Annotated in this window: 25 protein-coding genes and 2 tRNA genes; 16 read left to right on the forward strand and 11 right to left on the reverse strand. The window is 46.9% G+C overall.

The window, feature by feature from the left end; genetic code table 11:
• The first annotated feature begins 57 nt into the window (after positions 1–57).
• Positions 58–426: an aspartate 1-decarboxylase gene (gene panD / locus ICE94_RS06190; protein ID WP_216149884.1), complete on the forward strand. Its 369-nt coding sequence runs from the start codon at positions 58–60 to the stop codon at positions 424–426.
• Between the two features lie 136 nt (positions 427–562).
• Here panD and ICE94_RS06195 read toward each other — a convergent pair whose 3' ends face one another.
• Together ICE94_RS06195 and pgi are read right to left on the reverse strand one after the other, a co-directional pair.
• Positions 563–1,948 (reverse strand): phosphomannomutase/phosphoglucomutase, encoded by a 1,386-nt coding sequence (locus ICE94_RS06195; protein ID WP_216149886.1) that lies wholly within the window; start codon positions 1,946–1,948, stop codon positions 563–565.
• A gap of 4 nt (positions 1,949–1,952) precedes the next feature.
• On the reverse strand, positions 1,953–3,413 hold the full coding sequence (gene pgi / locus ICE94_RS06200) for a glucose-6-phosphate isomerase (protein WP_216149888.1): 1,461 nt from the start codon (positions 3,411–3,413) through the stop codon (positions 1,953–1,955).
• Positions 3,414–3,496: 83 nt separating this feature from the next.
• On the opposite strand from pgi, the gene ICE94_RS06205 reads away from it, so the two are divergent.
• Positions 3,497–3,586: transfer RNA gene (locus ICE94_RS06205), tRNA-Ser, on the forward strand.
• Positions 3,587–3,626: 40 nt separating this feature from the next.
• Here the strand turns inward: ICE94_RS06205 and hemW are convergent.
• The 3 genes from hemW to rph are packed head-to-tail and all read right to left on the reverse strand — an operon-like array spanning position 3,627 to position 6,125.
• Positions 3,627–4,796 carry a radical SAM family heme chaperone HemW gene (hemW, locus tag ICE94_RS06210; protein ID WP_216149890.1) on the reverse strand — a complete coding sequence of 390 codons (1,170 nt, stop codon included), beginning with the start codon at positions 4,794–4,796 and terminating at the stop codon, positions 3,627–3,629.
• Positions 4,793–5,392, reverse strand: a complete 600-nt coding sequence (gene rdgB, locus ICE94_RS06215) for an RdgB/HAM1 family non-canonical purine NTP pyrophosphatase (RefSeq protein ID WP_216149892.1) — start codon at positions 5,390–5,392, stop codon at positions 4,793–4,795. Before rdgB ends, hemW begins: the two co-directional genes overlap by 4 nt.
• Position 5,393: 1 nt before the next feature.
• Positions 5,394–6,125 carry a ribonuclease PH gene (gene rph / locus ICE94_RS06220; RefSeq protein ID WP_216149894.1) on the reverse strand — a complete coding sequence of 244 codons (732 nt, stop codon included), beginning with the start codon at positions 6,123–6,125 and terminating at the stop codon, positions 5,394–5,396.
• Positions 6,126–6,147: 22 nt separating this feature from the next.
• On the opposite strand from rph, the gene ICE94_RS06225 reads away from it, so the two are divergent.
• The 4 genes from ICE94_RS06225 to ICE94_RS06240 all read left to right on the forward strand — a co-directional run bounded on the left by ICE94_RS06225 (position 6,148) and on the right by ICE94_RS06240 (position 10,264).
• Positions 6,148–7,068 carry a YicC/YloC family endoribonuclease gene (locus tag ICE94_RS06225; protein WP_216149896.1) on the forward strand — a complete coding sequence of 307 codons (921 nt, stop codon included), beginning with the start codon at positions 6,148–6,150 and terminating at the stop codon, positions 7,066–7,068.
• Between the two features lie 2 nt (positions 7,069–7,070).
• Positions 7,071–7,709 carry a guanylate kinase gene (gene gmk, locus ICE94_RS06230; protein WP_216149898.1) on the forward strand — a complete coding sequence of 213 codons (639 nt, stop codon included), beginning with the start codon at positions 7,071–7,073 and terminating at the stop codon, positions 7,707–7,709.
• 68 nt (positions 7,710–7,777) lie between these two features.
• The gene (gene rpoZ / locus ICE94_RS06235; protein ID WP_216149900.1) at positions 7,778–7,981 is read left to right on the forward strand and encodes a DNA-directed RNA polymerase subunit omega; all 204 of its coding nucleotides are present in this window, start codon (positions 7,778–7,780) and stop codon (positions 7,979–7,981) included.
• Between the two features lie 12 nt (positions 7,982–7,993).
• Positions 7,994–10,264, forward strand: a complete 2,271-nt coding sequence (locus ICE94_RS06240; protein ID WP_216149902.1) for a RelA/SpoT family protein — start codon at positions 7,994–7,996, stop codon at positions 10,262–10,264.
• Here ICE94_RS06240 and greB read toward each other — a convergent pair.
• Positions 10,242–10,727 carry a transcription elongation factor GreB gene (gene greB / locus ICE94_RS06245; protein WP_216149904.1) on the reverse strand — a complete coding sequence of 162 codons (486 nt, stop codon included), beginning with the start codon at positions 10,725–10,727 and terminating at the stop codon, positions 10,242–10,244. The two genes, ICE94_RS06240 and greB, sit on opposite strands and share 23 nt — an antisense overlap.
• A 19-nt stretch (positions 10,728–10,746) precedes the next feature.
• Here greB and ICE94_RS06250 point away from each other — a divergent pair.
• Together ICE94_RS06250 and ICE94_RS06255 are read left to right on the forward strand one after the other, a co-directional pair.
• Positions 10,747–10,823: transfer RNA gene (locus ICE94_RS06250), tRNA-Arg, on the forward strand.
• A gap of 244 nt (positions 10,824–11,067) precedes the next feature.
• Positions 11,068–12,039 carry a tripartite tricarboxylate transporter substrate binding protein BugE gene (locus ICE94_RS06255; RefSeq protein ID WP_216149906.1) on the forward strand — a complete coding sequence of 324 codons (972 nt, stop codon included), beginning with the start codon at positions 11,068–11,070 and terminating at the stop codon, positions 12,037–12,039.
• On the opposite strand, the gene ICE94_RS06260 is transcribed toward ICE94_RS06255, so the two are convergent.
• A complete protein-coding gene (locus tag ICE94_RS06260) occupies positions 12,036–13,679 on the reverse strand; it encodes a gamma-glutamyltransferase family protein (RefSeq protein ID WP_216149908.1) in 1,644 nt (547 codons plus the stop codon). The genes ICE94_RS06255 and ICE94_RS06260 overlap by 4 nt on opposite strands.
• Before the next feature lie 60 nt (positions 13,680–13,739).
• On the opposite strand from ICE94_RS06260, the gene ICE94_RS06265 reads away from it, so the two are divergent.
• Together ICE94_RS06265 and ICE94_RS06270 are read left to right on the forward strand one after the other, a co-directional pair.
• Positions 13,740–16,238, forward strand: coding sequence for an ABC transporter permease (locus ICE94_RS06265; RefSeq protein ID WP_216149910.1), 2,499 nt, complete (start codon positions 13,740–13,742; stop codon positions 16,236–16,238).
• Positions 16,239–16,248: 10 nt separating this feature from the next.
• Positions 16,249–16,635: a group II truncated hemoglobin gene (locus ICE94_RS06270; RefSeq protein WP_216149912.1), complete on the forward strand. Its 387-nt coding sequence runs from the start codon at positions 16,249–16,251 to the stop codon at positions 16,633–16,635.
• Here the strand turns inward: ICE94_RS06270 and ICE94_RS06275 are convergent.
• From ICE94_RS06275 to ICE94_RS06290, 4 genes are read right to left on the reverse strand one after another with little or no spacing between them, the layout of a single operon-like run.
• Entirely contained in the window at positions 16,591–17,199 is a 609-nt protein-coding gene (locus ICE94_RS06275) for an RDD family protein (protein WP_370623780.1), read from the reverse strand. The two genes, ICE94_RS06270 and ICE94_RS06275, sit on opposite strands and share 45 nt — an antisense overlap.
• A 5-nt stretch (positions 17,200–17,204) precedes the next feature.
• A complete protein-coding gene (locus ICE94_RS06280; RefSeq protein ID WP_216149914.1) occupies positions 17,205–17,705 on the reverse strand; it encodes a DUF3106 domain-containing protein in 501 nt (166 codons plus the stop codon).
• Entirely contained in the window at positions 17,706–18,158 is a 453-nt protein-coding gene (locus ICE94_RS06285; RefSeq protein ID WP_216149916.1) for a DUF3619 family protein, read from the reverse strand.
• Positions 18,151–18,729, reverse strand: coding sequence for an RNA polymerase sigma factor (locus ICE94_RS06290; RefSeq protein ID WP_216149918.1), 579 nt, complete (start codon positions 18,727–18,729; stop codon positions 18,151–18,153). The genes ICE94_RS06285 and ICE94_RS06290 overlap by 8 nt, the downstream gene beginning before the upstream one ends.
• Positions 18,730–18,988: 259 nt before the next feature.
• On the opposite strand from ICE94_RS06290, the gene ICE94_RS06295 reads away from it, so the two are divergent.
• The 6 genes from ICE94_RS06295 (at position 18,989) to ICE94_RS06320 (ending at position 25,515) form a co-directional block, all read left to right on the forward strand.
• Complete coding sequence (locus tag ICE94_RS06295; RefSeq protein WP_255539153.1) at positions 18,989–20,692, forward strand: acetolactate synthase 3 catalytic subunit; 1,704 nt, start codon at positions 18,989–18,991, stop codon at positions 20,690–20,692.
• Positions 20,692–21,183, forward strand: coding sequence for an acetolactate synthase small subunit (gene ilvN, locus ICE94_RS06300; protein WP_216149922.1), 492 nt, complete (start codon positions 20,692–20,694; stop codon positions 21,181–21,183). Before ICE94_RS06295 ends, ilvN begins: the two co-directional genes overlap by 1 nt.
• Before the next feature lie 37 nt (positions 21,184–21,220).
• Positions 21,221–22,237 (forward strand): ketol-acid reductoisomerase, encoded by a 1,017-nt coding sequence (ilvC, locus tag ICE94_RS06305; RefSeq protein WP_216149924.1) that lies wholly within the window; start codon positions 21,221–21,223, stop codon positions 22,235–22,237.
• A gap of 32 nt (positions 22,238–22,269) precedes the next feature.
• A complete protein-coding gene (locus ICE94_RS06310; RefSeq protein WP_216149926.1) occupies positions 22,270–22,926 on the forward strand; it encodes a phosphatidylserine decarboxylase in 657 nt (218 codons plus the stop codon).
• 7 nt (positions 22,927–22,933) lie between these two features.
• Entirely contained in the window at positions 22,934–23,788 is an 855-nt protein-coding gene (pssA, locus tag ICE94_RS06315) for a CDP-diacylglycerol--serine O-phosphatidyltransferase (protein WP_216149928.1), read from the forward strand.
• A gap of 179 nt (positions 23,789–23,967) precedes the next feature.
• Entirely contained in the window at positions 23,968–25,515 is a 1,548-nt protein-coding gene (locus ICE94_RS06320; protein WP_216149930.1) for a 2-isopropylmalate synthase, read from the forward strand.
• Positions 25,516–25,770: the final 255 nt, after the last annotated feature.

Raw genomic sequence — 25,770 nt, forward strand, 5'->3', positions numbered from 1 at the left:
TAAATTTTAACGCTATTGGCCTTCGGGCGAGGTAGAATGCGCAACCGGAGGGTATTTATGCAAAGAGTGATGTTGCGTGCCAAATTGCATCGTGTCAAGGTGACAGAAGCAGATTTGGAGTATGAAGGTTCGTGTGGTATTGATGAAGACTTGCTGGATGCAGCAGGTATGCGCGAGTATGAAAGAATTGAGCTATACAACATTAATAATGGTGAGCGTTTTTCAACCTACATTATTAAAGCGGGTCGTGGTACGGGGGTGATCTCTCTCAATGGGGCTGCTGCTAGAAAGGCTCATGTCGGTGATTTATTAATTATCTGCACCTATGGGCCGATGAGTGAGCAAGATGCTGCTACCTTTATCCCCAAGGTTGTCTTGGTCGATGAGAGAAATAAGATTAAAGAAGTAAAAAAAATTACGATTTAATCGACAGGATTACCAAATTACAAAGCCGGCTGATGCCGGCTTTATTCATTGCAAGACGCAAAACAAAAAACTAAAAAAAATAAAAACTAAACCGAAACAAAACCAAAAAAGCTACAAAACCAGAACGCTAAAAAAGCTAAAAAGGTAGTTGGGCATCGGGCTTCACAGCCAAAAATGCTTGCCTAAACTCTGCTTGGATAGCCTCGATTGCCTCTTGTGTATCTGCTTCAAAACGCATCACGACGATAGGAGTCGTGTTGGAGGGGCGAGCTAAGCCAAAACCATTGGCATACTCGACGCGTACGCCATCAATCGTATTGATACTTTGGGCGCTAGGGAACTGGGGGTTTGCTTTGATTTTCTCTAAGAGCTCAAATGACTCACCCTCAGCACAAGGCATTTGAAGCTCTGGGGTACAGATGGCATTCGGTAAACCATTCAGAATGGCTGAGGGATCGTTAAAGCGACTCAAAATTTCAAGTAAACGTGCGCCTGTGTAAAGACCATCATCAAAACCGTACCAACGTTCTTTAAAGAAGATGTGACCGCTCATCTCACCCGCTAATGGGGCACCTGTTTCCTTTAATTTGGCTTTGACCAGAGAGTGCCCGGTCTTCCACATCAGGCCTTGACCACCATGAGCCTGAATATGCTTAGCCAAATTTCGGGTACATTTCACATCGTAAATAATTTGGGCGCCTGGATTTCTGGATAGTACATCCTGTGCAAAAAGCATCATTTGGCGGTCTGGGAAAATCACTTGTCCGTCTTTGGTAACAACGCCTAAACGGTCGGCATCACCGTCAAAAGCTAAACCAAGCTCATTATCTGTGGTGCGTAGATTTTCAATCAGATCTTGTAAATTTTCGACGTGTGCAGGGTCTGGATGGTGATTGGGAAAATGTCCATCGACTTCACAAAATAGTTCTTCTACTTCGCACCCGAGTGCGCGAAAGAGTTGACCTGCGAATGCACCTCCCACACCATTACCACAATCGACTGCGATTTTGAGTGGCTTGGCTAAGCGCACATCAGAGACGATACGTTGTAGATATTCGGGGAAAATTTGATATTCAGAACGAGTGCCTTGGCCATGCGTAAATTGTTTAGCCACGATGCGTTCGCGCAATGCCTGAATTTGCTCGCCATATAAGGCAGATCCACCGAGCACCATTTTGAAGCCGTTGTAATCGGGTGGATTATGGCTGCCGGTAATCATGATGCCTGACTGTGCCTGACGACCATTGAGAGGAATATTGGTGCCGAAATAAACCATTGGGGTTGCGACCACGCCAAGGTCGATCACATCGATACCACTCGCTAAAAGACCAGCAGTCAAGCCTTGCACGAGGGCTGGACCTGATAGACGTCCATCACGGCCGACGACACAAACAGATTCGCCGCGTTCTTTCATGGTGCTACCAAAAGCGCGACCAATCAGTTCGGCAATATCAGCATTCAGAGTTTTATCAATAATGCCGCGTATGTCATACGCTTTGAAGATCGATGTAGAGAGTTCCATAGGTCTATTGTTGTGTGAGCCAATTGAGGCGTGCTTGAGTAATCGCATCGATACCCTCGGATACCTGCTGTGGATTTTTGAGGGCTTCTTGTATTGGTTTGGCTAGGCGCTTGCCTAATTCGACGCCGGGTTGGTCAAAGCTATTGAGATTCCAAATCGCACCTAAACAGAGTGCACGATGCTCGTATAAAGCGAGAAGTGAGCCAAGATGATAGGCGTCTAGGCGAGGTAACCAGATCAGGTTGCTGGGTCGACCACCCGGACAGGAGTCGTAGGCATTCTTTTCTTCTGAGCCATTAGCGAGCGCTTGAGCTTGCGCCAGACAGTTTGCAATCAGTAATTGATGATGTTCAGCAGCTTCCGATAATTGACTCATCGGTTCGCGTACCGCAATAAAGTCCACTGGAATGATTTGCTGACCCTGGTGCAGCATTTGGAAGTAGCTGTGTTGTGAATTACTGCCGGCGCTACCAAATACGACAGGTGAAGTCGGGTCACTGACACTGCCATCGATTCCAATCGTTTTACCGTGACTTTCCATTTCTAATTGCTGGAGCCATTCAGGTAAAAAGCGTAAACCGTGAGCGTAAGGCACGATGGCTTTTGCCTGGATACCATGAGTTCTTTGGTTATGAATCAAGGTGAGGGCCAGCAACAGGGGCATATTTTCGTGAGCTGGGGCATCTCTAAAATGAAGATCCATTGCATGAGCACCTGCTAAAAAATCCTCGAATGCGCTAAAGCCAAACTTGATGGCAATGGGTAAGCCTACTGCTGACCATACCGAGAAGCGACCGCCCACCCAATCCCAAAAAGGGAAGATATTCTCTTCTGTGACACCAAAATCTTTAGCAGCCTGTACGTTAGCGGTGACTGCAATCACCGATTTTTTCAACTGCGAAGGTGTTAATTGATGTTGTTTGAACCAATTGATGACCGTACGAGCATTGCGGATGGTCTCTAAGGTGGTAAACGTTTTAGATGTAACGAGTACACGCGTGCTGTTTGGTTGTGCTTTGGCTAGAGCTGTGGCTAATTCAGCGCTATCTACATTGGCAACAAAATGAAGACGAATCGATTTGCCCTCTTTGGGGCGAACTTGGTACAAAGCATCACAGACTAAACGTGGACCCCAGTCAGAGCCGCCAATGCCTAAGCAAATGATGTCGGTGATCCCTATGAGTTGATTACAAAACGCCGACATTTTTTGCCATACTTGTTTGACCTCAGGCATCACATCTGTGCCATCGATCAACATGGGCTGCATACTCAAATTACGCAAAGCAGGGTGAAGCGCAGCACGTTGCTCTGAATGATTAATCGTTTGTCCTGCAAACAGTGCTTGGCGTTTATCTAAGGCGCCGCGCTCATGGGCTAGGGACAATAGGTCCTGCCATTGGGCTGGATTGATTTGTTGATAGGCCGTATCGAGGGTGAGTCCGGCTGCACTGATTAATGGAAGCATTTATGAATTTTATCAGTAGGAGGGGACGGAAAAATGAAAAAATCGACTTCAAGACGACTTCACTCTATAATCATCGCTGTTTTGGAAGCTTGGCAGAGCGGTTGAATGCACCGGTCTTGAAAACCGGCAAGGATGCGAGTCCTTCGTGAGTTCGAATCTCACAGCTTCCGCCAGACACACAACTCCCGTATAGATTCGCTCTGACGGGAGTTTTTATTTGAGAAAAAGCATTTGTAATTCATTGAGGTATTGCATACCTAATGGGCTAGCTTTCAAGTAACGAGGATCTTCGTCGAGTAGGTTTTTGCGTAAAGCTTCTTGGATTTCTCTTTGAATCACGCTGATTTCAAGACCAGTTCTTTCTTTGAAGTACTCAGTGGGGACGCCTTCTACTAATCTGAGGGAATTGAGCATGAATTCGAAGGGTAGATCATGGCGGTCGAGTTCACGCTCTTCAATGAAAACCTGAGGATTTTTTTCCATCTGCTGCATATAGCTTTCAGGATGTTTTTCTCGGGTGGTTCTGCGAATGCCAAACGCGGAGCTGATCTTGCCATGAGCGCCCGCACCGATTCCCAAGTAGTCACCAAATTGCCAATAGTTCATATTGTGTTGGCAACGCGAGCCTTTTTTGGCATACGCTGAGACCTCATAACGTTCGTATCCTGCAGCCGCGATCGTGGCCATTAATTCTTCTTGCATGATGTGTGCGAGATCATCTTCAGGCAGTACCGGGGGGTATTTAGCAAAATACGTGTTGGGTTCCAAGGTCAGGTGATAGAGCGAGAGGTGACTTGTTTGAAAAGAAATTGCCGTCTCAATATCGCGCTTAGCCATTGCCAAACTTTGTTGGGGTAAGGCGTACATTAAATCGATATTCACTTCATCAAACAAAGACTGCGCATATTGAATCGCAGCTTGTGCCATCTCACTATTGTGAACGCGCCCTAAAGATTGCAGATGTGTATCGTTAAAGCTTTGCACCCCAATGGATAGACGATTGACCCCAGCATCCTTAAAGGCCTGAAATTTCTCTTGTTCAAAAGTGCCAGGATTGGCTTCTAAGGTGATTTCTGCATCTGCATTGATAGGTAGTAGGGCGCGAATATCGGACATTAGCTGAGCAATACCTGTTGGAGATATCAGGCTAGGTGTTCCACCACCGATAAACACAGAGTGGACTCGACGACCCCAAACACTGGCCAACTGTGCGCTTAAGTCTTCTCGCAAACAGTGGAGGTAGCGAGTTTCATCAAATCCTGTGCTGGGATCCCCTGAGGTATTTTTAACCTGATGGGAATTAAAGTCACAGTAAGGACATTTTTTAATGCACCAAGGAAAATGAATATAAAGAGAGAGCGGCGGTAAGCTCGAAAGTTTCATGCCAAAGCTTGCAGTTGTTTTAGTAACAGCTGTAGTGCCTGACCGCGGTGACTCAGCTTATTCTTATCTTCAGCGCTCAGCTGTGCAGCGGTTTTATGGAGTTCCGGAATGAGAAAGTGGGGGTCATAACCAAAACCACCGGAGCCACGGGCCTCGTCGATGATTTCTCCTTGCCAGTAGCCTGTCGCGATGACGGGTTCTGGATCCTCTGGATAACGAATATAGACTAGGGTAGAAATAAAGTGGGCTTGGCGTTCGGTGACGTTTTGTAAATCACGTATGAGGCGAGCGTTATTGTCTGCATCGCTAGGTGACTTTTTATGATCCGAGAGGGCGTAGCGAGCTGATAAGACGCCAGGGCGACCTTCTAAGGCTTTGACACAGATGCCTGAATCATCAGCCAGCGCAGGTAGGCAACTTAAGCGACTTGCATGGCGAGCTTTGGCGAGAGCGTTTTCCACAAATGTAGGATAAGGCTCATCACAGCTACTAATCCCAAATAGGCTCTGGGGTAAGACCTCAAAACCCAGGGGGGCGAGGAGCTCATTGAACTCTTTAACTTTCCCCGCGTTATTGGAAGCTAAAACAACTTTCATCTTAGTTCTGTGAGAGTGTTTTCTTTTGTAGCTCGATCAGCTCTTTGATACCTTTTTCACCTAAGTGCAATAGTTGGCTTAGCTCATCTTTTGAGAAAGCTTGTCCTTCGGCTGTCCCTTGAATCTCAATCATGCCGCCTGAGCCGGTCATCACAATATTCATATCCGTATCGCAGGCAGAGTCTTCGTTATAGTCAAGATCAAGCACTGGGACTCCCTGATAAATGCCTACCGAGATCGCTGCGACTTGGTCGATGATGGGGTCCTTTTGTAGAACTCCCTGATTTAAGAGTTGGTTGACTGCGTCGCGTGCGGCGACAAAAGCCCCGGTAATGGCGGCAGTTCGGGTGCCCCCATCGGCTTGGAGAACGTCACAATCTAGATGAATCGTACGTTCGCCTAATAGCTCAAGTTGAAAGACGCTACGCAGTGCTCGCCCAATCAAGCGTTGAATTTCTTGGGTACGGCCACTTTGCTTACCTTTGGCAGCCTCGCGGTCAGAGCGTGTGTGGGTTGAGCGAGGTAGCATTCCGTACTCAGCAGTCACCCAACCCGCCCCTGAGCCTTTCTGATGCGGAGGCACTTTATCCAAAATACTCGCGGTACAGAGTACATGTGTATCGCCAAATTGGACTAAAACAGAGCCTTCGGCATGTTTGGTGAAATGGCGTTGAATATTGACCTGACGCAAACTGTCATAGGGTCTTTGGCTGGGTCTTTGAATAGTTGTCATGGTAAGACTTTACAATAGCTAAATGATAGAGAGTATGACCGGTTATGGTACTGCATCCCAAAGATTTGATTTGGGGGGTGGATTATTTGCCAGCATTAGCGCTGAGTGCCGCTCGGTCAATAGTCGTTTTCTGGATCTCAACCTGCGTCTGCCTGATGAATGTCGTCCTGCAGAGCTTGCTATTCGTGATTTGGTTCATCAGCATATTCAGCGGGGCAAGCTCGATATTCGTTTGCAGTATCAATTAGAGGAAGCCAGCAACCCAAGCTCTGCAGAACTGATTGACCCAGATGTTTTGCAAAAATTACTGCTAGCGCAAGAGCAAATTCGTCATTCTGTGCCAGATGCTGGGCAATTAAGGATGGCAGACATTTTGCGTTGGCCTGGTCTGATTAGAGAAGCTAAAGGTAGCGAGCAAGCCTGGCGTGAAGCTAGTTTAAGTGTCGTGCGCCAGGCCATCACGACTATGAAAGAGGCGAGACGTGGCGAGGGCCAGGCTTTAGCCCTGATCATGAAACAGAAAACCCGAGCGATACGTGAGATCGTCAAGCAATTAGAGCCTCTCATGCCACAGATTGTTGCTGCTCACCAAAATAAGCTGCAGCAGAAATTGACTGAAATGTTGGCAGGCCAAGATGCCCAGGGGCAAGCTATTCAGCGCCAAGATATTGCCGAGCGTGTGCGCCAAGAACTCATTTTGTATGGTGTCAAAATTGATGTGGCAGAGGAATTAGGGCGTTTGTGTACCCACTTAGATGCCATTGATCAGGCTCTTAATAAGGGCGGTGCTGTGGGTAAGCGCTTGGATTTCATCATGCAAGAGCTCAATCGTGAAGCCAATACCCTCGGATCTAAATCGGTCTCGCAAGAGAGTAGTCAGGCATCAATCGAAATTAAGATTCTGATTGAGCAAATGCGCGAGCAAGTACAAAACTTGGAGTAACTATGGCGACCAATCATTTTTATACCGGCAGTATGTTGATGATTGTGGCGCCATCGGGCGCCGGTAAATCATCCTTGGTTAATGCTTTATTGGAAAAAGATCCGAGCTTACAACTCTCTATTTCTTGTACAACTCGCGCACCTCGGCCTGGTGAAGTGAATGGTCGTGAGTACCATTTCTTGACTGAAGCAGAATTTAAAGCGCGACGCGATGCTGGGGACTTTCTGGAATGGGCTGAAGTGCATGGTAATTTTTATGGCACTTCACGTTCATGGATTGAAGGTCAGATGCAAGCTGGCAAAGATGTGATCTTAGAGATCGACTGGCAAGGCGCTAGACAAATTCAGAAATTAGTTCCAAGTGCGACTTGGATATTTATCTTGCCACCTTCTTTGGAAACGCTAGAGGATCGTCTTAAAAAACGTGCCCAAGATGATGAGGCAACCATACAAAAGAGAATTGCTGCTGCTAAAGAAGAGTTGGCGCATGTTCGCGAAGCTCATTATTTAGTGATTAATGATTTATTCGAGGCTGCTTTATTCGAATTAAGACAAATTATTTCTGCGACGCGTCTGCGTGCAGATTGTCAGTTAGCCCGTCATCAAGACCTTGCTCAGCAGTTAGGGGTTTTATCAAATTAGGCATTTTTGGGAGAAATTTCCCTAAGTGCGTTATCCTTTAGGTATTGATGCTTAATTAGAGATTAAAGATGGCACGTATTACTGTAGAAGATTGTTTAAAAACCATCCCCAACCGTTTTGAATTGGTGTTGGCAGCGACTTATCGCGCACGCCAGTTGGCCCAGGGTCACGCACCTCGTGTGAACTCCAAGGACAAGCCAACTGTCGTGGCTTTGCGTGAAGTTGCAGCGGGTGTTACCGATCGAGACATGTTGGTTAAAGTACCTCTGTAAGAGAGGTGCCCGGTGGCAGAGCGAGTCGATGCGCAAGGCATCATTGCCGCCTTCTTAGAGCAGTCGAGCCGCCATTTATTTGGCCCCACCTCCCAGCCGTCTGCTCCACCTAAGTCACAAGTTATTTCTGTATCGAGCTTGATTGATAAGCTCGATCATCTCAAGCCTGAAGATCTGAGTCTCATCCGTCGGGCATTTCAATATTCTGATAACGCCCATCTAGGGCAATATCGTCAATCGGGTGAGCCTTACATTACTCATCCACTCGCTGTCGCTGAATTATGTGCTGACTGGAAGCTAGATGCTCCTTCTATTATGGCTGCGCTGTTGCATGACGTGATTGAAGATACTGGCAGTACACGCCAGGAGTTGGTTGAAATTTTTGGTGCCAAAGTGGCAGAGTTAGTTGAAGGTCTAACGAAGCTCGATAAATTAGAATTTCAAAGCCATGCCGAAGCTCAAGCGGAGAGTTTTAGGAAGATGTTTATGGCGATGGCGCGGGACGTACGCGTTATCTTAGTCAAGCTCGCAGATCGCTTACATAATATGCGTACGCTCGACTCCATGGCCATAGAAAAGCGCCGTCGCGTTGCCTTAGAGACTGCAGAGATTTATGCCCCGATTGCCCACCGCTTGGGCTTAAACATGGTGTATCGCGAGCTACAAGATTTAAGTTTTAGACATTCTTCACCCTTTCGTTTTGCCACTTTAGATAAGGCCATTAAACGTGCCCGGGGTAATCGCAAAGAGATGGTTAATAAGATTTTGGATGCTGCCCGTATGGCCTTATCTAAATCTGGTTTGGAAGTGGATTTAAGAGGTAGAGAAAAAACGCTCTATAGCATCTATCGCAAGATGCAAAGTAAACATCTCAGTTTTTCAGAAGTTTTGGATGTTTATGGTTTTCGTGTCACCGTAAAAAGTATTGATGATTGTTATCGTGCCTTAGGTGTGTTGCATAGTTTGTACAAACCTATGCCTGGAAAATTTAAGGATTACATCGCTATTCCCAAGCTCAATGGTTATCAATCTTTGCATACGACCTTAGTCGGACCATTTGGTATGCCGGTGGAGTTTCAGATCCGTACTCAAGAAATGCATCGAGTGGCAGAAGAGGGTGTGGCAGCACACTGGGCCTACAAGGATGGTGAAAATGACCTCACAGAAATGCAAACGCGAGCGCACCAGTGGTTGCAGTCATTGGTCGATATTCAGGATATTAGTGGTGACTCACAGGAGTTTTTAGAGCACGTCAAGATTGATTTATTCCCCGATGCAGTTTATGTGTTTACGCCCAAGGGTCAAATCCGCGCTTTACCAAGAGGATCTACCGTGCTTGATTTTGCCTATGCAGTACATAGTGATTTAGGCAATCAGTGCGTGGCTGCAAAGGTCAATGGGGTGCAATTACCGTTGCGTACCGAGCTCAACAATGGCGATATTGTTGAAATTACCAGCGATCCCAACTCTCAACCAAATCCTGTTTGGCTGACTTTCGTTAAAACCGGTAAGGCACGCGCTGCCATTCGTCATGATTTGAAGACAAAGCGTTACAAAGAATCTATTCAGCTAGGTGAGCGCCTACTTTTGCAAGCACTCAGACAGCAGGCGATTGATTTAGCTATGCTTGATGATGGAGTTTGGGAAAAATTAATTTATTGGACTGGATCAAAGACACGTGATGATTTGTGCGCCGATATTGCCATGGGTCATCGTGTGCCCGCTGTGATTGCCAAGAGAATTGAATTTATCCTTTCAGAGAACTCTGGCAGTGGACAGATGCGTTTGGATTCTCAAGCATGGGATCAGGCTTTGGCCGCTGATCACCGTCAAGCAATCATGATTGATGGTGCTGAGGGAGAGTCGGTGCAGTACCCGCACTGTTGTTATCCCATTCCGGGCGATGTCATCTTGGGATACTTGGGCAAAGGTGAGGGTTTGCAAATTCATACGCGTGAGTGTCGTCATGCGCAACGTTTACACAATAAAGATCCTGAACACTGGGTCGATGTGATTTGGTCTGAAGATATTAAGCGCAGTTTTGATGTGGCTATACGAGTCGATGTGGTCAATGGTAAGGGGGTCCTTGCCAGAATAGCGGGCACATTGACTTCAGCAGATGCCAATATTGCTCACGTGACGATGGATGATCGCTTGACTGAGCATGCCGCTAGTATGCGTTTCGTGATTCAGGTCGAAGGGCGTTATCACCTTGCCAAAGTCATGCGACGTTTGCGACAAAATCAGGATGTGATTCGCATTAGTCGAGTGCTTGGTAAGTAACTTCTAAAATCTCAATCGCTTTGGACCCCTTGGGAGTTTGTAGTTGCACGGTATCTCCAACCCGAGCTTTGATAAGCGCTTTGGCAATCGGTGAAATCCAGCTGACGTAGCCTTTATCGACATCGACCTCGTCAACCCCAACAATTGAAATTCTGGTTTCTTCACCATCCGCATTGAGATAGTTGACTGTGGCACCAAAAAATACTTGATCTGTTTCTTCGCGCGCAGCAGGGTCAACTACTACGGCATCTTCAAGGCGCTTGGTTAAAAAATGAATGCGTCGATCGATTTCACGCAAACGTTTTTTGCCATATTGATAGTCGCCATTTTCTGAGCGATCACCATTAGAGGCTGCCCACGAGACCACGCGCACGATTTCAGGGCGTTCAACATCGAGTAGATGTAAAAGCTCGTCTTTAAGTCTTTGCTGACCCTGCGGAGTTATGTAGTTTTTAATTTCCATGGCATAATAGCGGTCTTATGCGGCTGTAGCTCAGTTGGATAGAGTACTTGGCTACGAACCAAGGGGTCGTGGGTTCGAATCCTGCCAGCCGCGCCATTTAATTTGTGAAGGGCCTAGTTTAGCGCTAGGCCCTTTTGCATTCAAGTCAATCTGTCCTGAAACGGTCTACTCATGCGTCCCATTCAGGCGGCCTACTCAGTCAGACCCTCTTTGACAAAACTTCCCTAATTAAATCATCGGTTTACAGATCAATTACCCTATTGTTGAACAGGGGATACGAGAATTTGAGAAAACAATTTTCTGTGTTTAAATGAATACAAACTTGATAAGAGGAGATGTTATGAAAGTTTCGAGCCTGTTAAAAGCGCTGATGCTCGCCTTAGGTTTGTCATCGACCCTAGCGATTGCTCAGTCATATCCTAATAAACCAATTCGTTTGATTGTGCCTTTTGCTCCTGGCGGTACCACAGACATTATTGCCCGTGCTGTTGCAGATCCATTGGGTAAAGCCTTAGGTCAGTCTGTGATTGTTGAGAACAAAGCCGGTGGTGGTGGTTCTATTGGTGCGCTTGAGGTCGCGAAAGCTCCTAAAGATGGTTATGTCATCGGTATGGCTACAGTCTCCACCACAGCTGCTAATCCAGCGATTAATAAAAAGATTGGTTATGACCCTGTGAAAGATTTCCAGGCGATTACTAATATTGCAGCTACACCGAACGTGATTGCTGTGCATCCTAGCTTTGCTGGTAAGGATTTCAAATCGTTCCTAGAGATTATCAAGAAGAACCCAGGTAAGTTTTCTTATTCGAGCTCAGGTACAGGTGGTATTGGCCATTTACAGACTGAGTTGTTTAAAAACTTGACAGGGACCTTCATCGTACACATTCCTTATCGTGGCGCCGGCCCAGCATTGGTCGATACGGTCGCAGGCCAGGTTCCTATTATTTTTGATAACTTGCCTTCAGCATTACCCTTCATTAAAGATAATCGCTTAGTACCGATTGTTGTTGCGGCTCCTAAGCGCGTAGCAGGTATGCCTAATGTGCCCACATTTGCTGAAGTGGGTTTGGCTCCAGTTAACCGCATGGCTTATTACGGTTTGCTAGGTCCTGCTGGTATGCCTAAAGAAGTGGTTGATAAGATTTATGCAGCGATGCAAAAGGCATTGCAAGACCCAGCTTTACGCAAGCGTATTGAAGATACAGGTTCGATTATTGTTGCAAATACACCTGATCAATTCACCGCAGAAATTAAAGCCGAGTTTGAAGTCTACAAAGACGTTGTGCAAAAACAAGGTTTGACGCTCAATTAATAGGAGGCTGCGTGTCCGTCACGACGACTGTCGCTGGCGGCCACATAGCCATCCTCTAGTTCGTTTGATAAACGCCAGATAAACTGGCCTGCGCCAAAATCCATATAAGGGTCATCGACACGTTTGAGTTGATGACCTTTTTTAATGAGTTCATTCACTGTCTGCGCATTCATGTTGCTTTCTACATCTAAAGTGTAGTCACGATTTACTTTCCAGCGAGGCGCATCGCATGCAGCTTGCGGCTGTTGTTGGTAGTCGAGCATGCGCACTAAAGTTTGTAGATGACCTTGAGGCTGCATATCTGCACCCATGACACCAAAACTCATTACCGGCTGCACATGTCCTGCCACGGTTTTTGTCAGAAAACCTGGAATGATTGTGTGGAAGGGCCGTTTGCGACCAGCTACAACATTGGCTGAGCGAGGATCAGAAGAAAATGCAAAGCCGCGGTTTTGCAGACTGATACCAGTCCCTGGTACAACGACCCCAGAGCCAAAGCCCATGTAATTACTCTGAATAAAAGACACCATTCGGCCAGATTCATCTGCAGTACTGAGGTAGATTGTGCCTCCCAATCTAGGTATACCGGTTTGTGGACTCGGCATGGCATGGTCAGGGTCAATTAATTTTGCGCGCGCGCGAAGATAGTCGGGGTCTAAAAAATCTTCCGTGCGATATTGCATGCTGCTTGGGTCAGCCACGTGCGCGTATAAGTCACTAAAAGCCAGTTTCATGGCTTCAATTTGCAGATGTTGGCTAAGACTGCTATCCACTGGAATGTTGCCAATATCAAAGTGTTCCAGAATGCCTAGCGCAATCAGTGCAGCAATTCCTTGACCATTAGGCGGAATCTCGTGCACATCATAGCCACGATAGTTTTTGCTAATCGGTGTTACCCAATCAGGGCGGTATGAGGCCAAATCATCTAGGCTTAAGGCGGCGCCATTTTCCTTGGCGGCGTGACAAATCTGTTCAGCAATTTGACCTTGGTAATAATCTTTTGCCCCATGTAAGGCTAAGCGTTCTAGGGTCTTAGCGGCACTAGGCATAGTGAAGCGCTCACCCACATGAGGTGCGCGTCCTAAAGGCATAAAGCAATCGGCAAAACCGGCTTGGTCTTTGAGTTCAGGAATTGCTGCTGCCCATTTATAGGCGACCACAGGTGGTACTGCGTAACCTCTTGCGGCAATCTCGATAGCAGGAGCGAGTACTTGATGCCAAGGTAGGGCACCAAATTTTTGATGAAGGGCTTCCCAGCCAGCGATCGCACCCGGCACAGTCACGCTATCCCAACCTCTTTTAGGACGCTTTGCTAAACCATTTTCATCGACGCCGTATTTGCCAGCGAAGTATTCAGGGGACCAGGCTTGCGCTGAGTGACCTGAAGCATTTAAACCATGCAAGCTATGGCCATCCCAAACAATTGCAAATGCATCACTACCAAGACCGCAAGAGACGGGTTCGCAGATCGTGATTGCGGCAGCGGCTGCAATCGCAGCATCAATCGCATTACCGCCCTCGTGCAGGATTTTTAAGCCTGCTTGAGCGGCATAGGGGTGAGATGTAGAAACGATATTCCTACCAAAAACCGGAATACGGCTAGTGGGATAGGGGTTTTGCCATTGAAATGGTTTGTGCATATTTGTCTCCTAGGGACTATCCTACAACCTTTAGCATTTTTGTGTTGATAAGGATCGTTAATGAAGCGCTTCATCCACCGTTTGTGGCGTGCCAATGAACTCATTTGGTTGTTTTTGGCTGTCCTGGTATCGGTAGCGGCTTTAAGTAGCGTGGCATTTTTAGCCGATCGTATGCAACTTGCCTTCGAGCGAGATGCGAAGCAACTCATTGGTGCTGATTTATTGGTGCAAAGCGATCAACCATTACCGCGCTATTTTTTAGATGAGGCGCAAAAAAGTGGTTTAACAACGGCGCAGACCACAGTCTTCCCAACCATGGCGACCCATCGAGAGCAGAGTAAATTAGTCGCTCTCAAAGCGGTCACACCCAGCTACCCATTACGCGGACAGTTACTCTTGGGAGATACGCCCACAGGTCATAGTCGAGTGGCTACTGGCGCGCCTGGGATTGATGAAGCGTGGATTGATCCAGCGCTGATGCCGAGCTTGCAAATTAAATTAGGCGATACCTTGCAATTGGGTTATGCCCGCTTTCGGGTGACGGCCTACATTCATCAAGAGTTAGACCGTGGTGCTGGTTTTTTAAATTTTGCACCGCGTGTCATGATTCATGCAGATGCGCTAGCCGCAACAGGTTTGATTGGTTTTGGTAGTCGTGTCACTTATCGTTTACTGCTAGCAGGTGATGCTCAAGTATTAAAAACATATCAAGCATGGGTGGATCAAACGATTAGTCAGAAAGATTTACGAGGGATCAAGGTAGAAGGTATTGATAACAGTCAACCTCTGATGCGCAGTACCCTAGATCGAGCTGAAAAATTCTTATCATTAGTTGCCTTACTCACCGCCATGGTGGCTGCGGTCGCGATTGCCTTAGCCGCACGGCGTTATGTCAATCGCCAAGCGCAAGCGAGCGCGATTTGGAAATGCCTGGGTGCCACACGCATGGAAATTTTGTTAGATCATATTCGTGTGACTGCCACCTTGGCCTGTCTGGGAGGCGTTCTCGGAGCGGGTCTCGGTTGGTTGGGCCACCAGGTGTTGCTGTGGTTCTTGCAGGACCTTTTGGTCGCGCAGTTACCAGCTAGCTCTTTATGGCCATTTGTTTGGGCTGTCTTGGTAGCCATGGTTTTACTTTTAGGTTTTGTTTGGCCGCCTTTATTTGCCTTAACAAAGATTTCGCCACTGATGGTCTTGCGTAAAGAGATTTCTTATCGCGCCGTATCGGCTTGGTTAGTGTTATTGCTCGGTTTAGCGGCGTTTGCTTTATTGCTTCTCGTGGTGGCGCAAAGCCCTCAGTTAGCGCTTTATACATTGGGTGGTTTTGCCGCTGCCGCGATACTTTTTTGGGTATTTGCTTGGTTATTGGTACGCGGCCTTTCATTTCTTGCGCAGCAAGCATTTTTGGCTCAAGGGGTGATTCAGCGTTTTGTCTGGCAAGCGATGTCGCGGCGTGCTGCATTTACCAGTTTGCAAATCGCGTCTTTAGCGATTGCGCTGATGGCACTCTTACTTTTGTCCGTGGTACGCCATGATTTATTGTCTGCATGGCAGACGAGCCAGGCGAGCTACGCACCCAATCGTTTCTTAATTAATATTCAGCCTGATCAAGCGCCACAAGTTGAGAAGCACCTGCGTAATGTAGGTATTGAAGAGGTGACCTTATATCCCATGATTCGGGGGCGGTTAGTCCAAATCAATGGCAAGACTGTCACGCCTGATGATTTTGACGAGGGTCGAGCCCAAAGACTCGTTGATCGAGAGTTCAATCTCTCTTACGGTACTGATATTCCTGAGGGTAATCGTATCGTTGCTGGTCGTTGGCATCAGGTAGCGCGTGATGAATTATCGATAGAAGAGGGCATTGCCAAGACCTTGGGTCTGAAGTTAGGGGATCAACTGACATTTGATATGGCGGGTTTGTCTGTCAATGCCAAAATTACTTCTATCAGAAAACTCGATTGGACCAGTATGCGAGTGAATTTCTTTGCGATACTCTCACCATCGACTTTGCAAGACATGCCGCAAACTTGGATTACGGCATATCGTCAAAATCAAGAACAGATTGGACATCTGCCTGCTGATATCGCTTTGGTTGCTAAATTCCCCAATATAACGGTTGTTGACGTGGATGCCTCACTCAAACAAGTCCAAGATGTTCTGGATAAATTGTCCGCTGCGATTGAGTTATTGTTCTCGCTCACCATTGCGGCAGGCATATTGGTGCTGGGTGCGGCATTGGCCAGTACGCAAGACGAGCGTATGCGTGACGCAGGTTTGTTGAAAGCCTTGGGGGCGAGTAGTGCGCAAGTACGCAAAGCTTTTTATACAGAATTGATTTTGATCGGTATGGTCTCTGGTCTACTCGCTGCTATTGCTGCAAGCGTGGTGGGTTCATTGTTGGCTCAACGTGTTTTTGAGATGCCCTTACAGGCTTCTTTGAACCTCTATATCTACGGTATTGTGGCAGGCACAATAGCCAGTGTGATTGGGGGCTTATGGCTCGATGGTAAAGTGTCGCGTAGTTCAGCATTGCAAGTGTTACGCGATGCTACCTAATGGATGAGTGATGACAGAGAAAACGACCTACGAATTAATCGGTGGCGAAGAAGGTGTGAGAGCCTTGGTTGATCGTTTTTATGATTTGATGGATTTGGATCAGGCTTATGCAGGGATTCGTCAAATGCACCCCCAAGATTTAACAAGCTCCAGAGAGAAGCTCTATCTCTTCTTGAGTGGCTGGATGGGTGGGCCTGATCTTTATGTACAGCAATATGGACATCCACGTCTAAGAGCGCGTCACTTACCTTTTCCCATCGGTTTGAGTGAAAGGGATCAGTGGTTGCAATGTATGGGTGCAGCGATGAGAGATTTAGAGATTCAAGGACCGCTCTTTGAGCGCCTCATGCAATCATTTTTCACTACTGCTGATTGGATGCGGAATCGTTCGGGGTAGTTGTACTAGTTTGGTATGTGCCCAGCGATCAGGTAACATTTGGCGATGAGTGCGATCCAAGAGCGCAGTCAGTGGCCAAAAAAATAAAGTGATACTAAAAAAGATCAAAGAAAAACTCAGCCCCATACTTTGGCGACCATAGATTTGTAAAGAGACGTACAACAACAGGGCTGCAGGTATGAGCCACAGTGAGCCATACGCATAACGTGCTAAAGCTTGTGAGCGTTTGAGTAACTGGCCCTCAGCGCTAACCATTTGGATGCGCCAAGTCTGCATAGCCAAGGTTTGACCTGTTTTCGTCCAATACCAAGTGAAATAAAACGCCAGTACTAAATAGGCGTGAGCCATCAAGAACCAAGCAGGTGCCGTGACTTGGGCGAGAACGCCGATGATTAGATGGGGAACCAAAAAAGTGAGGGCCAGCACACCCATGAGCACCAACATTTCATAGAGGTTAAGGGCGATTCTGCGACGAATGCTCGGTGCTGGCAGTTGATTTAAATAGTCAGCCGGTAGTGGCTGAAAACCCGAGTTTGTTGTTGAAGTGCTGGCCTTGTTTTTCACAGGGCTTATTTTAGCGTTGGTGAGGTCACCGTGGTAGGTTTGTTTTGACGGCGCTCCGCTAATTTCTTTTTATCTTCTTCGGATAGTTGTTGATAAGCTTGCCATGCCTCTGCTTTTTTCTCTGGTGAGATATTCAGGGTACGAAGATAGTTGTCGCGCGCTTTTTGACGTTCTTGAGTGGATAGTTGGGCCCAACTTGTCATGCGGGACTGTAGGGTCTGTTTGTCTTGCTCAGACATGCGTGGATAGCGATTGGCTACTTCTAACCATTTTTTTTGTCGATCTTTTGTAAGGCTTGACCAATCTGACTCTAACGGAGCCAGAATTAATTTTTGATCCTCACTGAGGCGCTCCCAGTTTTGTGCAAAAGCGCTGACTTGATAGCCCAATAGAATCGCGACAAACACCAAGATCTGCATGAGTATGCAGCGACTTAAACAAATATAGCGATTTTGGCATTTTGAATCGCGCAGTAAGGCCCATACAGAAATCCGAGTCGAGCTCATTTAAGCCTCGTCTTCGTCGTCTTCGGGGACTACTTCTAGATCCTTACCGTTGGTGATTAAAAAGCGCACATAGCCATCATCTTTGTAGGCTTCAAAAGGCACTTGATCAATCAATACTGCGCTATCGACTTTGGCAATATCTTTGATACGTTGATCACTTTGCCAGTCTGCAATGAAGAATAGACCAAGGACTAAGGCAGCCATCGGCAAGTATGTCGCTATCTTCAACATCGACCCATTCGATGTGAAGCCCCAATTAGTTTTGGGGTGGCCAGCAAATGCGTACTCTGGCACTGCTACTGGTGATTTTTGGGCATCTAGGGCTTGCAAACGAGCTTCACGTAAGCGCTGCGCCACTTTTTCAGAAACAGGGAGGTCTTTGCTCAGGGCGTGAGTCAACATCCCGAGATTCTGCTCGAGGTGTTCCGCTTGTGTTGTGTTCCATTTACTCACGATTAAGTCCTTGTTTTTTAAGGGCATAAGCCAATGCTGAAGCAGCTCTTGAGCAATGTGTTTTCACGCTACCTTCAGAGCAACCCATGATTTTTGCCGTTTCTGCAATATCAAGCCCGTCCCAATAACGCATGAGGAAGGCTTCGCGTTGACGTGTCGGCAGCTTTTCAATCTCATTTTCGATGATTTTGAGCGTTTCTTTACGTTCGAGTAGCTTTTCAGCATTGTGAAGGAAGCTAAACTCATGATTTACATCAATAAATTCCAGTGGATCGGAAGAGTCATGACCGTCTTCAGGGTCTTGAGACTGGAAAGCAGAGAAAAAGCTCAACCAGTTATTTTGGGTTTTTTGCCGCCTAAACCAGTCCATCGTGGCATTGTGCAAAATCCGATTAAACAACATGGGGAACTCTTGGGCAGGATGGTCGCCATACTTTTGGGCTAAGCGCATCATGCTGTCTTGAACGATATCGAGGGCTGCTTCGTCATCTCTCGTGGCATAGGCCGCCCGCTTAAAAGCTTTGAGCTCAATGCTTTTAAGAAAGTCGGAAAGTTCTTTTTCAGATGCCATATGCGTATTAGACAACTTATTGAAAGTCTACCCAAGAGTTCTGCTTATAGGCTAAAATAGTAGGTTCGACTTGCCGGACCTTTCATGAGATGGTTTTTTCCGGATTAAGCGCTAACGGCTCGCGCCTTGACCACAAGTTAAGTGTCAGAGCAACCCAAACAATTTTTTGCCGAAAATTGCAAAGGAGAAAATGATGAATGCAAATAACAGCGCGGAACTTTTGAACCCTGCTAAACAAAACGATGTCAGCGGCCCAGAAATGATTGGTGCCGAAATTCTTGTGCATGCTTTGCACGCCGAAGGTGTGGAATTTGTCTGGGGCTATCCCGGTGGTTCAGTTCTTTACATCTACGATGAGATTTTTAAACAAAACAAGTTTGAGCACATTTTGGTGCGTCACGAACAGGCTGCAGTTCATGCTGCTGACGGTTACGCGCGAGCCACAGGGAATGTGGGCGTCGCTTTAGTGACCTCAGGCCCAGGTGTTACCAATGCCGTGACCGGTATTGCTACAGCCTATATGGACTCTATTCCAATGGTCATTATCACGGGCAACGTCCCAACGCACGCCATTGGTGAAGATGCTTTCCAAGAGTGTGACACTGTGGGTATTACTCGCCCCATCGTCAAACATAATTTCTTGGTGAAAGACGTTAAAGATTTAGCGCTTACCCTGAAAAAAGCTTTTCATATTGCTAAAACAGGTCGCCCTGGCCCTGTGGTGGTGGATATTCCGAAGGATGTTTCATTCCAAAAGGCGCCATTCCATTACCCTAGCGATTTGATGATGCGCTCCTATAACCCGGTGAGCAAAGGTCACAGCGGTCAGATACGTAAGGCTGTATCACTATTGTTAGAGGCGGAGCGTCCTTATATCTATACCGGTGGTGGCGTGATTTTGTCAGACGCCGCTGCTGAGCTAAAAGCTTTTGCTGAACTACTCGGCTATCCAGTGACCAATACTCTGATGGGTTTGGGTGGTTTCCCAGGTACACATCCGAATTTTGTGGGCATGCTGGGTATGCATGGTACGTATGAAGCGAATATGAGCATGCAGCATTGCGATGTTCTGATTGCTATCGGTGCGCGTTTTGATGACCGAGTGATTGGTAATCCAAAACATTTCGCAAGCAACCCTCGCAAAATTATTCATATTGATATTGACCCCTCAGTGATTTCTAAGCGCGTTAAGGTCGATGTACCGATCGTGGGTAATCTCAAAGAAGTATTGGTTGAGATGACGGCTTTGATTCAGTCTTCACCCGCGCGTAAAAACCAAGCTAAGGTTGACGCTTGGTGGTCACAAATTAATGAGTGGCGTAAAAAAGACTGCTTGAAGTACGATCGCGATTCAGAAATCGTCAAACCTCAGTATGTGGTTGAGAAGATTTGGGAGCTCACCAAAGGTGATGCTTTCATTTGTTCTGACGTGGGTCAGCATCAAATGTGGGCAGCGCAGTTCTATAAATTTGATAAGCCACGTCGTTGGATTAATTCAGGCGGCTTGGGCACCATGGGTGTTGGCTTACCTTATGCCATGGGTATCAAAAAGAAGTTCCCTGACTCAGAAGTCGTCACTATTACAGGTGAAGGTTCTATTCAGATGTGTATTCAAGAACTATCCACTTGTTTGCAGTACGACACGCCTGTCAAAGTGGTATCTCTGAACAACCGTTATTTAGGTATGGTGCGTCAGTGGCAAGAGCTGACTTACGACAAGCGTTACTCACACTCCTACATGGACTCTTTACCTGACTTTGTAAAGTTAGCTGAAGCTTTTGGTCATGTGGGGATGCGTATTGAGAAGAAGTCAGACGTTGAGCCTGCTCTCAGAGAGGCCTTTAAGCTCAGGGATCGTACCGTGTTTATGGATTTCCAAACGGACCCTGGTGAAAACGTCTGGCCGATGGTTCAGGCCGGTAAGGGCATTACAGAAATGCTCTTGGGAAGTGAGGATTTGTAATGCGACATATTATTTCCGTGCTCTTGGAGAATGAACCGGGTGCCTTGTCACGCGTGGTCGGTTTATTCTCTGCTCGCGGCTACAACATTGAGTCACTCACTGTGGCGCCAACAGAAGATCCTTCTTTATCTCGCATGACGATTGTGTCAATTGGTAGTGAGGATGTGGTGGAGCAAATTACCAAGCACCTGAATCGTCTCGTCGATGTGGTCAAGCTCATCGATTTGAGCGATGGCCCGCATATCGAACGCGAGCTAATGTTAATCAAGGTGCGTGCAGTGGGTAAGGAGCGTGAAGAGATGAAGCGTATGACGGATATTTTCCGCGGTCGCGTCATTGATGTCACTGATAAGTCATACACCATTGAGTTAACTGGTGATGCTGCTAAGTTAGATGCTTTTATTGAGGCAGTGGATAAGAGCGCTATTTTGGAAACGGTTCGCACCGGTACATCAGGTGTGGGTCGTGGTGAGCGAATTTTAAAAGCTTAATATTTTTAAATAATTAACAAAGACTAGGAAAGACAACATGAAAGTTTTTTACGATAAAGACGCAGATTTATCTTTAATCAAGGGTAAGCAAGTCACTATTATTGGTTACGGTTCACAAGGCCATGCACACGCTCAGAACTTAAACGATTCTGGTGTGAAGGTCACCGTTGGTTTGCGTAAAGGTGGTGCGTCTTGGAATAAAGCTGCTAATGCTGGTTTGCAAGTGAAGGAAGTTGCGGAAGCGGTCAAGGGTGCTGATGTAGTCATGATGTTGTTGCCTGACGAGCAAATTGCCGAGGTCTACAACAAAGAGGTAGCTCCTAATATCAAAGCGGGTGCTGCACTTGCATTTGCTCACGGTTTTAACGTTCATTATGGTCAAGTGATCCCACGTGCTGACGTTGATGTCATCATGATTGCACCTAAAGCACCAGGTCACACTGTTCGTGGTACCTACACACAAGGTGGTGGTGTACCGCATTTGATCGCTATTCATCAAAACACAACAGGCTCTGCTCGTGATGTTGCTTTGTCTTACGCTACAGCTAACGGTGGCGGTCGTGCTGGCATTATTGAAACTACTTTCCGTGAAGAGACTGAAACTGACCTCTTTGGTGAGCAGGCTGTCTTGTGTGGCGGTACTGTTGAATTGATCAAAGCTGGTTTTGAAACTTTGGTTGAAGCAGGTTATGCCCCAGAAATGGCTTATTTCGAGTGTTTGCACGAGCTCAAGTTGATCGTTGATTTGATCTACGAAGGTGGTATTGCCAATATGAACTACTCGATCTCTAATAACGCAGAATATGGTGAGTACGTTACTGGCCCACGCGTGGTGACAGAAGATACCAAGAATGCAATGCGTCAGTGTTTGAAAGATATTCAAACAGGTGAGTACGCGAAGAGCTTCATCTTGGAAAACAAAGCGGGCGCCCCTACTTTGATTTCACGTCGCCGTTTGACTTCTGAGCATGAGATCGAAGTTGTTGGTGCGAAGTTGCGCGCCATGATGCCTTGGATTGCTAAAAACAAACTCGTTGACCAAAGCAAGAACTAAGAACCAAGATCAATTCATAGATAGGAGACAGCATGGCAGTTAATTACCCACATCCAATCATCGCTCGTGAAGGTTGGCCGCATGTGGCAATCAGTGGTGCTGTGCTGTTTCTGGTTCATTCCATGGGAGGCTGGGCTTGGTCTTGGCCCTTTTGGATTATTTTTATCTTTGTGGTTCAGTTCTTTCGTGATCCAGGTCGTCTAGTGCCTGTTGCCAAAGATACTGTTTTATCGCCTGCCGACGGCAGAGTGATTGTGGTTGAAAAAGCTTTTGATCCGTACGCTAAACGTGAAGCATTAAAAATCAGCGTTTTCATGAACGTCTTTAATGTCCACTCGAATCGTGCGGCTGTTAATGGCGTAGTGAAGGCCATTGAATATTTCCCTGGCAAGTTTGTGAATGCCGACTTAGATAAAGCCTCAGAAGAAAATGAGCGCAATGCAGTCATCATTGATGCCAATGGTCATACCATCACCTTGGTGCAAGTAGCTGGTTTGATTGCGCGTCGCATTCTCTGTTACATCCGCTTAGGGGATCGTCTGAAAAAAGGTGAGCGCTATGGCTTTATTCGTTTTGGCTCACGCGTAGATGTTTATCTCCCACTCACAGCAGAACCCCTAGTCACGGTTGGGGAAAAAGTCTCTGCTACAACCACCATACTAGCCAAAATTCCCGGTTTAGACTCATAATAGGTTCATGAGTACATTTCGTCGCCGTCGTTTGCGTTCGACTAAGTCATTGCCGTCGAACGTCACCCCCTTACGTCAAGGGGATTGGAATCCTAATGCAGGACGTGGGGATCGTCCGCGTAATCGTGGCATCTATTTGTTGCCGAACGCCTTTACTACGGCAGCTTTGTTTTGTGGCTTCTTTGCGATTGTGCAAGCCATGAACCAACGTTTCGAAGCGGCAGCCATTGCTATTTTTTGTGCTTTAGTTCTTGATGGTATGGATGGCCGTGTGGCGCGTATGACCAATACGCAAAGCCCATTTGGTGAGCAATACGACTCTTTGGCGGATATGGTTTCTTTTGGTGTGGCTCCTGCCTTGGTTGCTTATGAGTGGGTACTGAAGGATTTGGGTAAGTGGGGTTGGCTGGCCGCTTTTGCTTATTGCGCAGGGGCTGCCTTACGCTTAGCCCGCTTTAATACCAATATTGGCGTGGTTGATAAACGCTTCTTTCAGGGATTGCCCAGCCCAGCTGCTGCCTCTTTAATCGCCGGTTTTGTGTGGTTAGCGGTGGATAACAAATTGCCTGTCCAAGAGTACGCGATTCCTTGGGTGATGTTTGGTTTAACCATCTATGCCGGTATTACGATGGTATCTAACGCCATGTTCTATAGTGGTAAGGCGCTTGATGTCCGTTATCGCGCCCCCTTTGGCATGATGGTGGTCGTTATTTTGGGCTTTGTTTTGATTTCTAGTGACCCACCTTTGGCCCTATTTGGCTTATTTGTGGCTTATGCGATTTCTGGCTATGTATTTTGGGTTTGGCAGAAATTTGTTGCAAAGCAAAAAGATGCCCCGAATTCATTGATTGACACACAATAATCATTTTTGTGTATATTAGTGTTTATGAAATTTAAATCTTTGCTTCTCTTGTTACTGGGACTAGGTCAAAACCTGGGGTCGGTGCACGCTTGAACGATTAGCAAATATAAACGAGCAAACATCAAACCCCGGCCCAGCTGGGGTTTTTTATTATGGGTAGTTCTAATGTAGGAGGCGGTATGACAGATAAGTTGATCATTTTTGACACCACATTGCGTGATGGTGAGCAGTCGCCTGGCGCTTCAATGACTAAGGACGAAAAGGTCCGTATCGCTCGTCAGCTCGAAAGACTGAAAGTGGACGTGATTGAGGCAGGTTTTGCCGCGAGCTCCAATGGTGACTTTGAGGCGATCTCGGCCATTGCTCAGGTGATTAAGGATTCGACGGTATGTTCTTTGGCACGCGCCAATGAAAAAGATATTGGCCGTGCTGCAGAAGCATTGAAGGCTGCGAACTCTAAGCGTATCCATACTTTTATCGCTACCAGCGCCTTGCATATGGAAAAGAAGTTACGTATGACGCCTGATGAGGTCTATGAGCAAGCGATTAAAGCAATTCGCTTTGCCCGCTCACACACCAATGATGTTGAGTTTTCTCCAGAAGATGGCTATCGCTCAGATGTGGACTTCTTGTGCCGCGTCTTAGAGGCGGTGATCAAAGAGGGCGCCACAACGATCAACGTGCCCGACACGGTGGGTTATGCGGTACCTGAGCTCTACGGTGAGTTTATTAGAACTTTGCGCGAGCGCATTCCTAATTCAGATAAAGCTATATGGTCTGTGCATTGCCACAATGATTTAGGTATGGGTGTGGCGAACTCCCTAGCAGGGGTGAAGATTGGTGGTGCGCGCCAAGTCGAATGTACGATCAACGGTTTAGGTGAGCGTGCTGGCAATACTTCTTTAGAAGAAGTCGTGATGGCGATTAAAACTCGTAAGGACTACTTCAATTTGGCGGTAGGCATTGATACGAGCCAAATTGTGCCGGCCTCAAAGATGGTGTCACAAATCACTGGCTTTGTGGTCCAGCCTAACAAGGCTGTGGTGGGGGCGAACGCTTTTGCCCACGCCTCTGGCATTCACCAAGATGGTGTTTTGAAAGCTCGTGATACCTATGAAATCATGCGTGCTGAAGATGTGGGTTGGTCTGCCAATAAGATTGTTCTTGGTAAATTGTCAGGGCGTAATGCGTTTAAACAGCGTTTGCAAGAATTGGGTATTGAGTTGGAGTCAGAGGCTGAGCTCAATGATGCATTTGCACGGTTTAAAGCCTTAGCTGATCAAAAAGCAGAAATTTTCGACGAGGATATTACAGCGATTGTTTCTAATACCGCACAAGCGGAAGCTAGTGATTACTATCGTTTTGTCTCCATGGCGCAAAAGTCTGAGACGGGTGAGCGCCCTCAGGCCAAAGTTGTATTCAAGGTGGGACAAGAGGAGTCGGTCTCACAAGCTGAAGGCAATGGCCCCGTCGATGCCACTTTGAATGCTATTGAAAGTAAGGCGAAATCTGGGGCTGAGTTATTGCTCTATTCAGTGAATGCGATCACGACCGGCACAGAGTCTCAGGGTGAGGTGACGGTCCGCTTGTCTAAAGGGGGCCGTATTGTGAACGGGGTCGGCACCGATCCGGATATCGTGGCAGCATCGGCCAAAGCTTATTTGGCGGCCTTGAATAAATTGCATGATCCGAGTCAGCAAAAGCTCAACGCACAAATGGCTCCATAAGACCAAAGAGTCACAGGGTCGCAGGACCTGATTAAGCAGGGTGAACAGGGCGAAAAATCGCCCTGTTTTCATATAAACCCTTGATTTATATATGTTTAGCTCTTGAAACTGTCTTTTTAGGACAAAATCAGCTACAATTTGAGTCTTGCCTGTTTTTAGGTATGGGTCGTCAAAAGCCAAGGATTGATAGGTATTTTTAGGTTTTGGCGCTTTTTAACACGGCATCAGCGGTTCTCAGTAGAGCGACTGCGGTGT

Source organism: Polynucleobacter sp. MWH-Loch1C5, assembly GCF_018881775.1.
In the GTDB taxonomy this organism is placed as follows: Bacteria; Pseudomonadota; Gammaproteobacteria; order Burkholderiales; family Burkholderiaceae; genus Polynucleobacter.

Bases quoted from the DNA above. Each gene is read 5' to 3' on its own strand.
- panD (WP_216149884.1), top strand. From the start codon at position 58: ATGCAAAGAGTGATGTTGCGTGCCAAATTGCATCGTGTCAAGGTGACA.
- ICE94_RS06195 (WP_216149886.1), bottom strand. From the start codon at position 1,948: ATGGAACTCTCTACATCGATCTTCAAAGCGTATGACATACGCGGCATT.
- pgi (WP_216149888.1), bottom strand. From the start codon at position 3,413: ATGCTTCCATTAATCAGTGCAGCCGGACTCACCCTCGATACGGCCTAT.
- hemW (WP_216149890.1), bottom strand. From the start codon at position 4,796: ATGAAACTTTCGAGCTTACCGCCGCTCTCTCTTTATATTCATTTTCCT.
- rdgB (WP_216149892.1), bottom strand. From the start codon at position 5,392: ATGAAAGTTGTTTTAGCTTCCAATAACGCGGGGAAAGTTAAAGAGTTC.
- rph (WP_216149894.1), bottom strand. From the start codon at position 6,125: ATGACAACTATTCAAAGACCCAGCCAAAGACCCTATGACAGTTTGCGT.
- ICE94_RS06225 (WP_216149896.1), top strand. From the start codon at position 6,148: ATGATAGAGAGTATGACCGGTTATGGTACTGCATCCCAAAGATTTGAT.
- gmk (WP_216149898.1), top strand. From the start codon at position 7,071: ATGGCGACCAATCATTTTTATACCGGCAGTATGTTGATGATTGTGGCG.
- rpoZ (WP_216149900.1), top strand. From the start codon at position 7,778: ATGGCACGTATTACTGTAGAAGATTGTTTAAAAACCATCCCCAACCGT.
- greB (WP_216149904.1), bottom strand. From the start codon at position 10,727: ATGGAAATTAAAAACTACATAACTCCGCAGGGTCAGCAAAGACTTAAA.
- ICE94_RS06255 (WP_216149906.1), top strand. From the start codon at position 11,068: ATGAAAGTTTCGAGCCTGTTAAAAGCGCTGATGCTCGCCTTAGGTTTG.
- ICE94_RS06260 (WP_216149908.1), bottom strand. From the start codon at position 13,679: ATGCACAAACCATTTCAATGGCAAAACCCCTATCCCACTAGCCGTATT.
- ICE94_RS06265 (WP_216149910.1), top strand. From the start codon at position 13,740: ATGAAGCGCTTCATCCACCGTTTGTGGCGTGCCAATGAACTCATTTGG.
- ICE94_RS06270 (WP_216149912.1), top strand. From the start codon at position 16,249: ATGACAGAGAAAACGACCTACGAATTAATCGGTGGCGAAGAAGGTGTG.
- ICE94_RS06280 (WP_216149914.1), bottom strand. From the start codon at position 17,705: ATGAGCTCGACTCGGATTTCTGTATGGGCCTTACTGCGCGATTCAAAA.
- ICE94_RS06290 (WP_216149918.1), bottom strand. From the start codon at position 18,729: ATGGCATCTGAAAAAGAACTTTCCGACTTTCTTAAAAGCATTGAGCTC.
- ICE94_RS06295 (WP_255539153.1), top strand. From the start codon at position 18,989: ATGATTGGTGCCGAAATTCTTGTGCATGCTTTGCACGCCGAAGGTGTG.
- ilvN (WP_216149922.1), top strand. From the start codon at position 20,692: ATGCGACATATTATTTCCGTGCTCTTGGAGAATGAACCGGGTGCCTTG.
- ilvC (WP_216149924.1), top strand. From the start codon at position 21,221: ATGAAAGTTTTTTACGATAAAGACGCAGATTTATCTTTAATCAAGGGT.
- ICE94_RS06310 (WP_216149926.1), top strand. From the start codon at position 22,270: ATGGCAGTTAATTACCCACATCCAATCATCGCTCGTGAAGGTTGGCCG.
- pssA (WP_216149928.1), top strand. From the start codon at position 22,934: ATGAGTACATTTCGTCGCCGTCGTTTGCGTTCGACTAAGTCATTGCCG.
- ICE94_RS06320 (WP_216149930.1), top strand. From the start codon at position 23,968: ATGACAGATAAGTTGATCATTTTTGACACCACATTGCGTGATGGTGAG.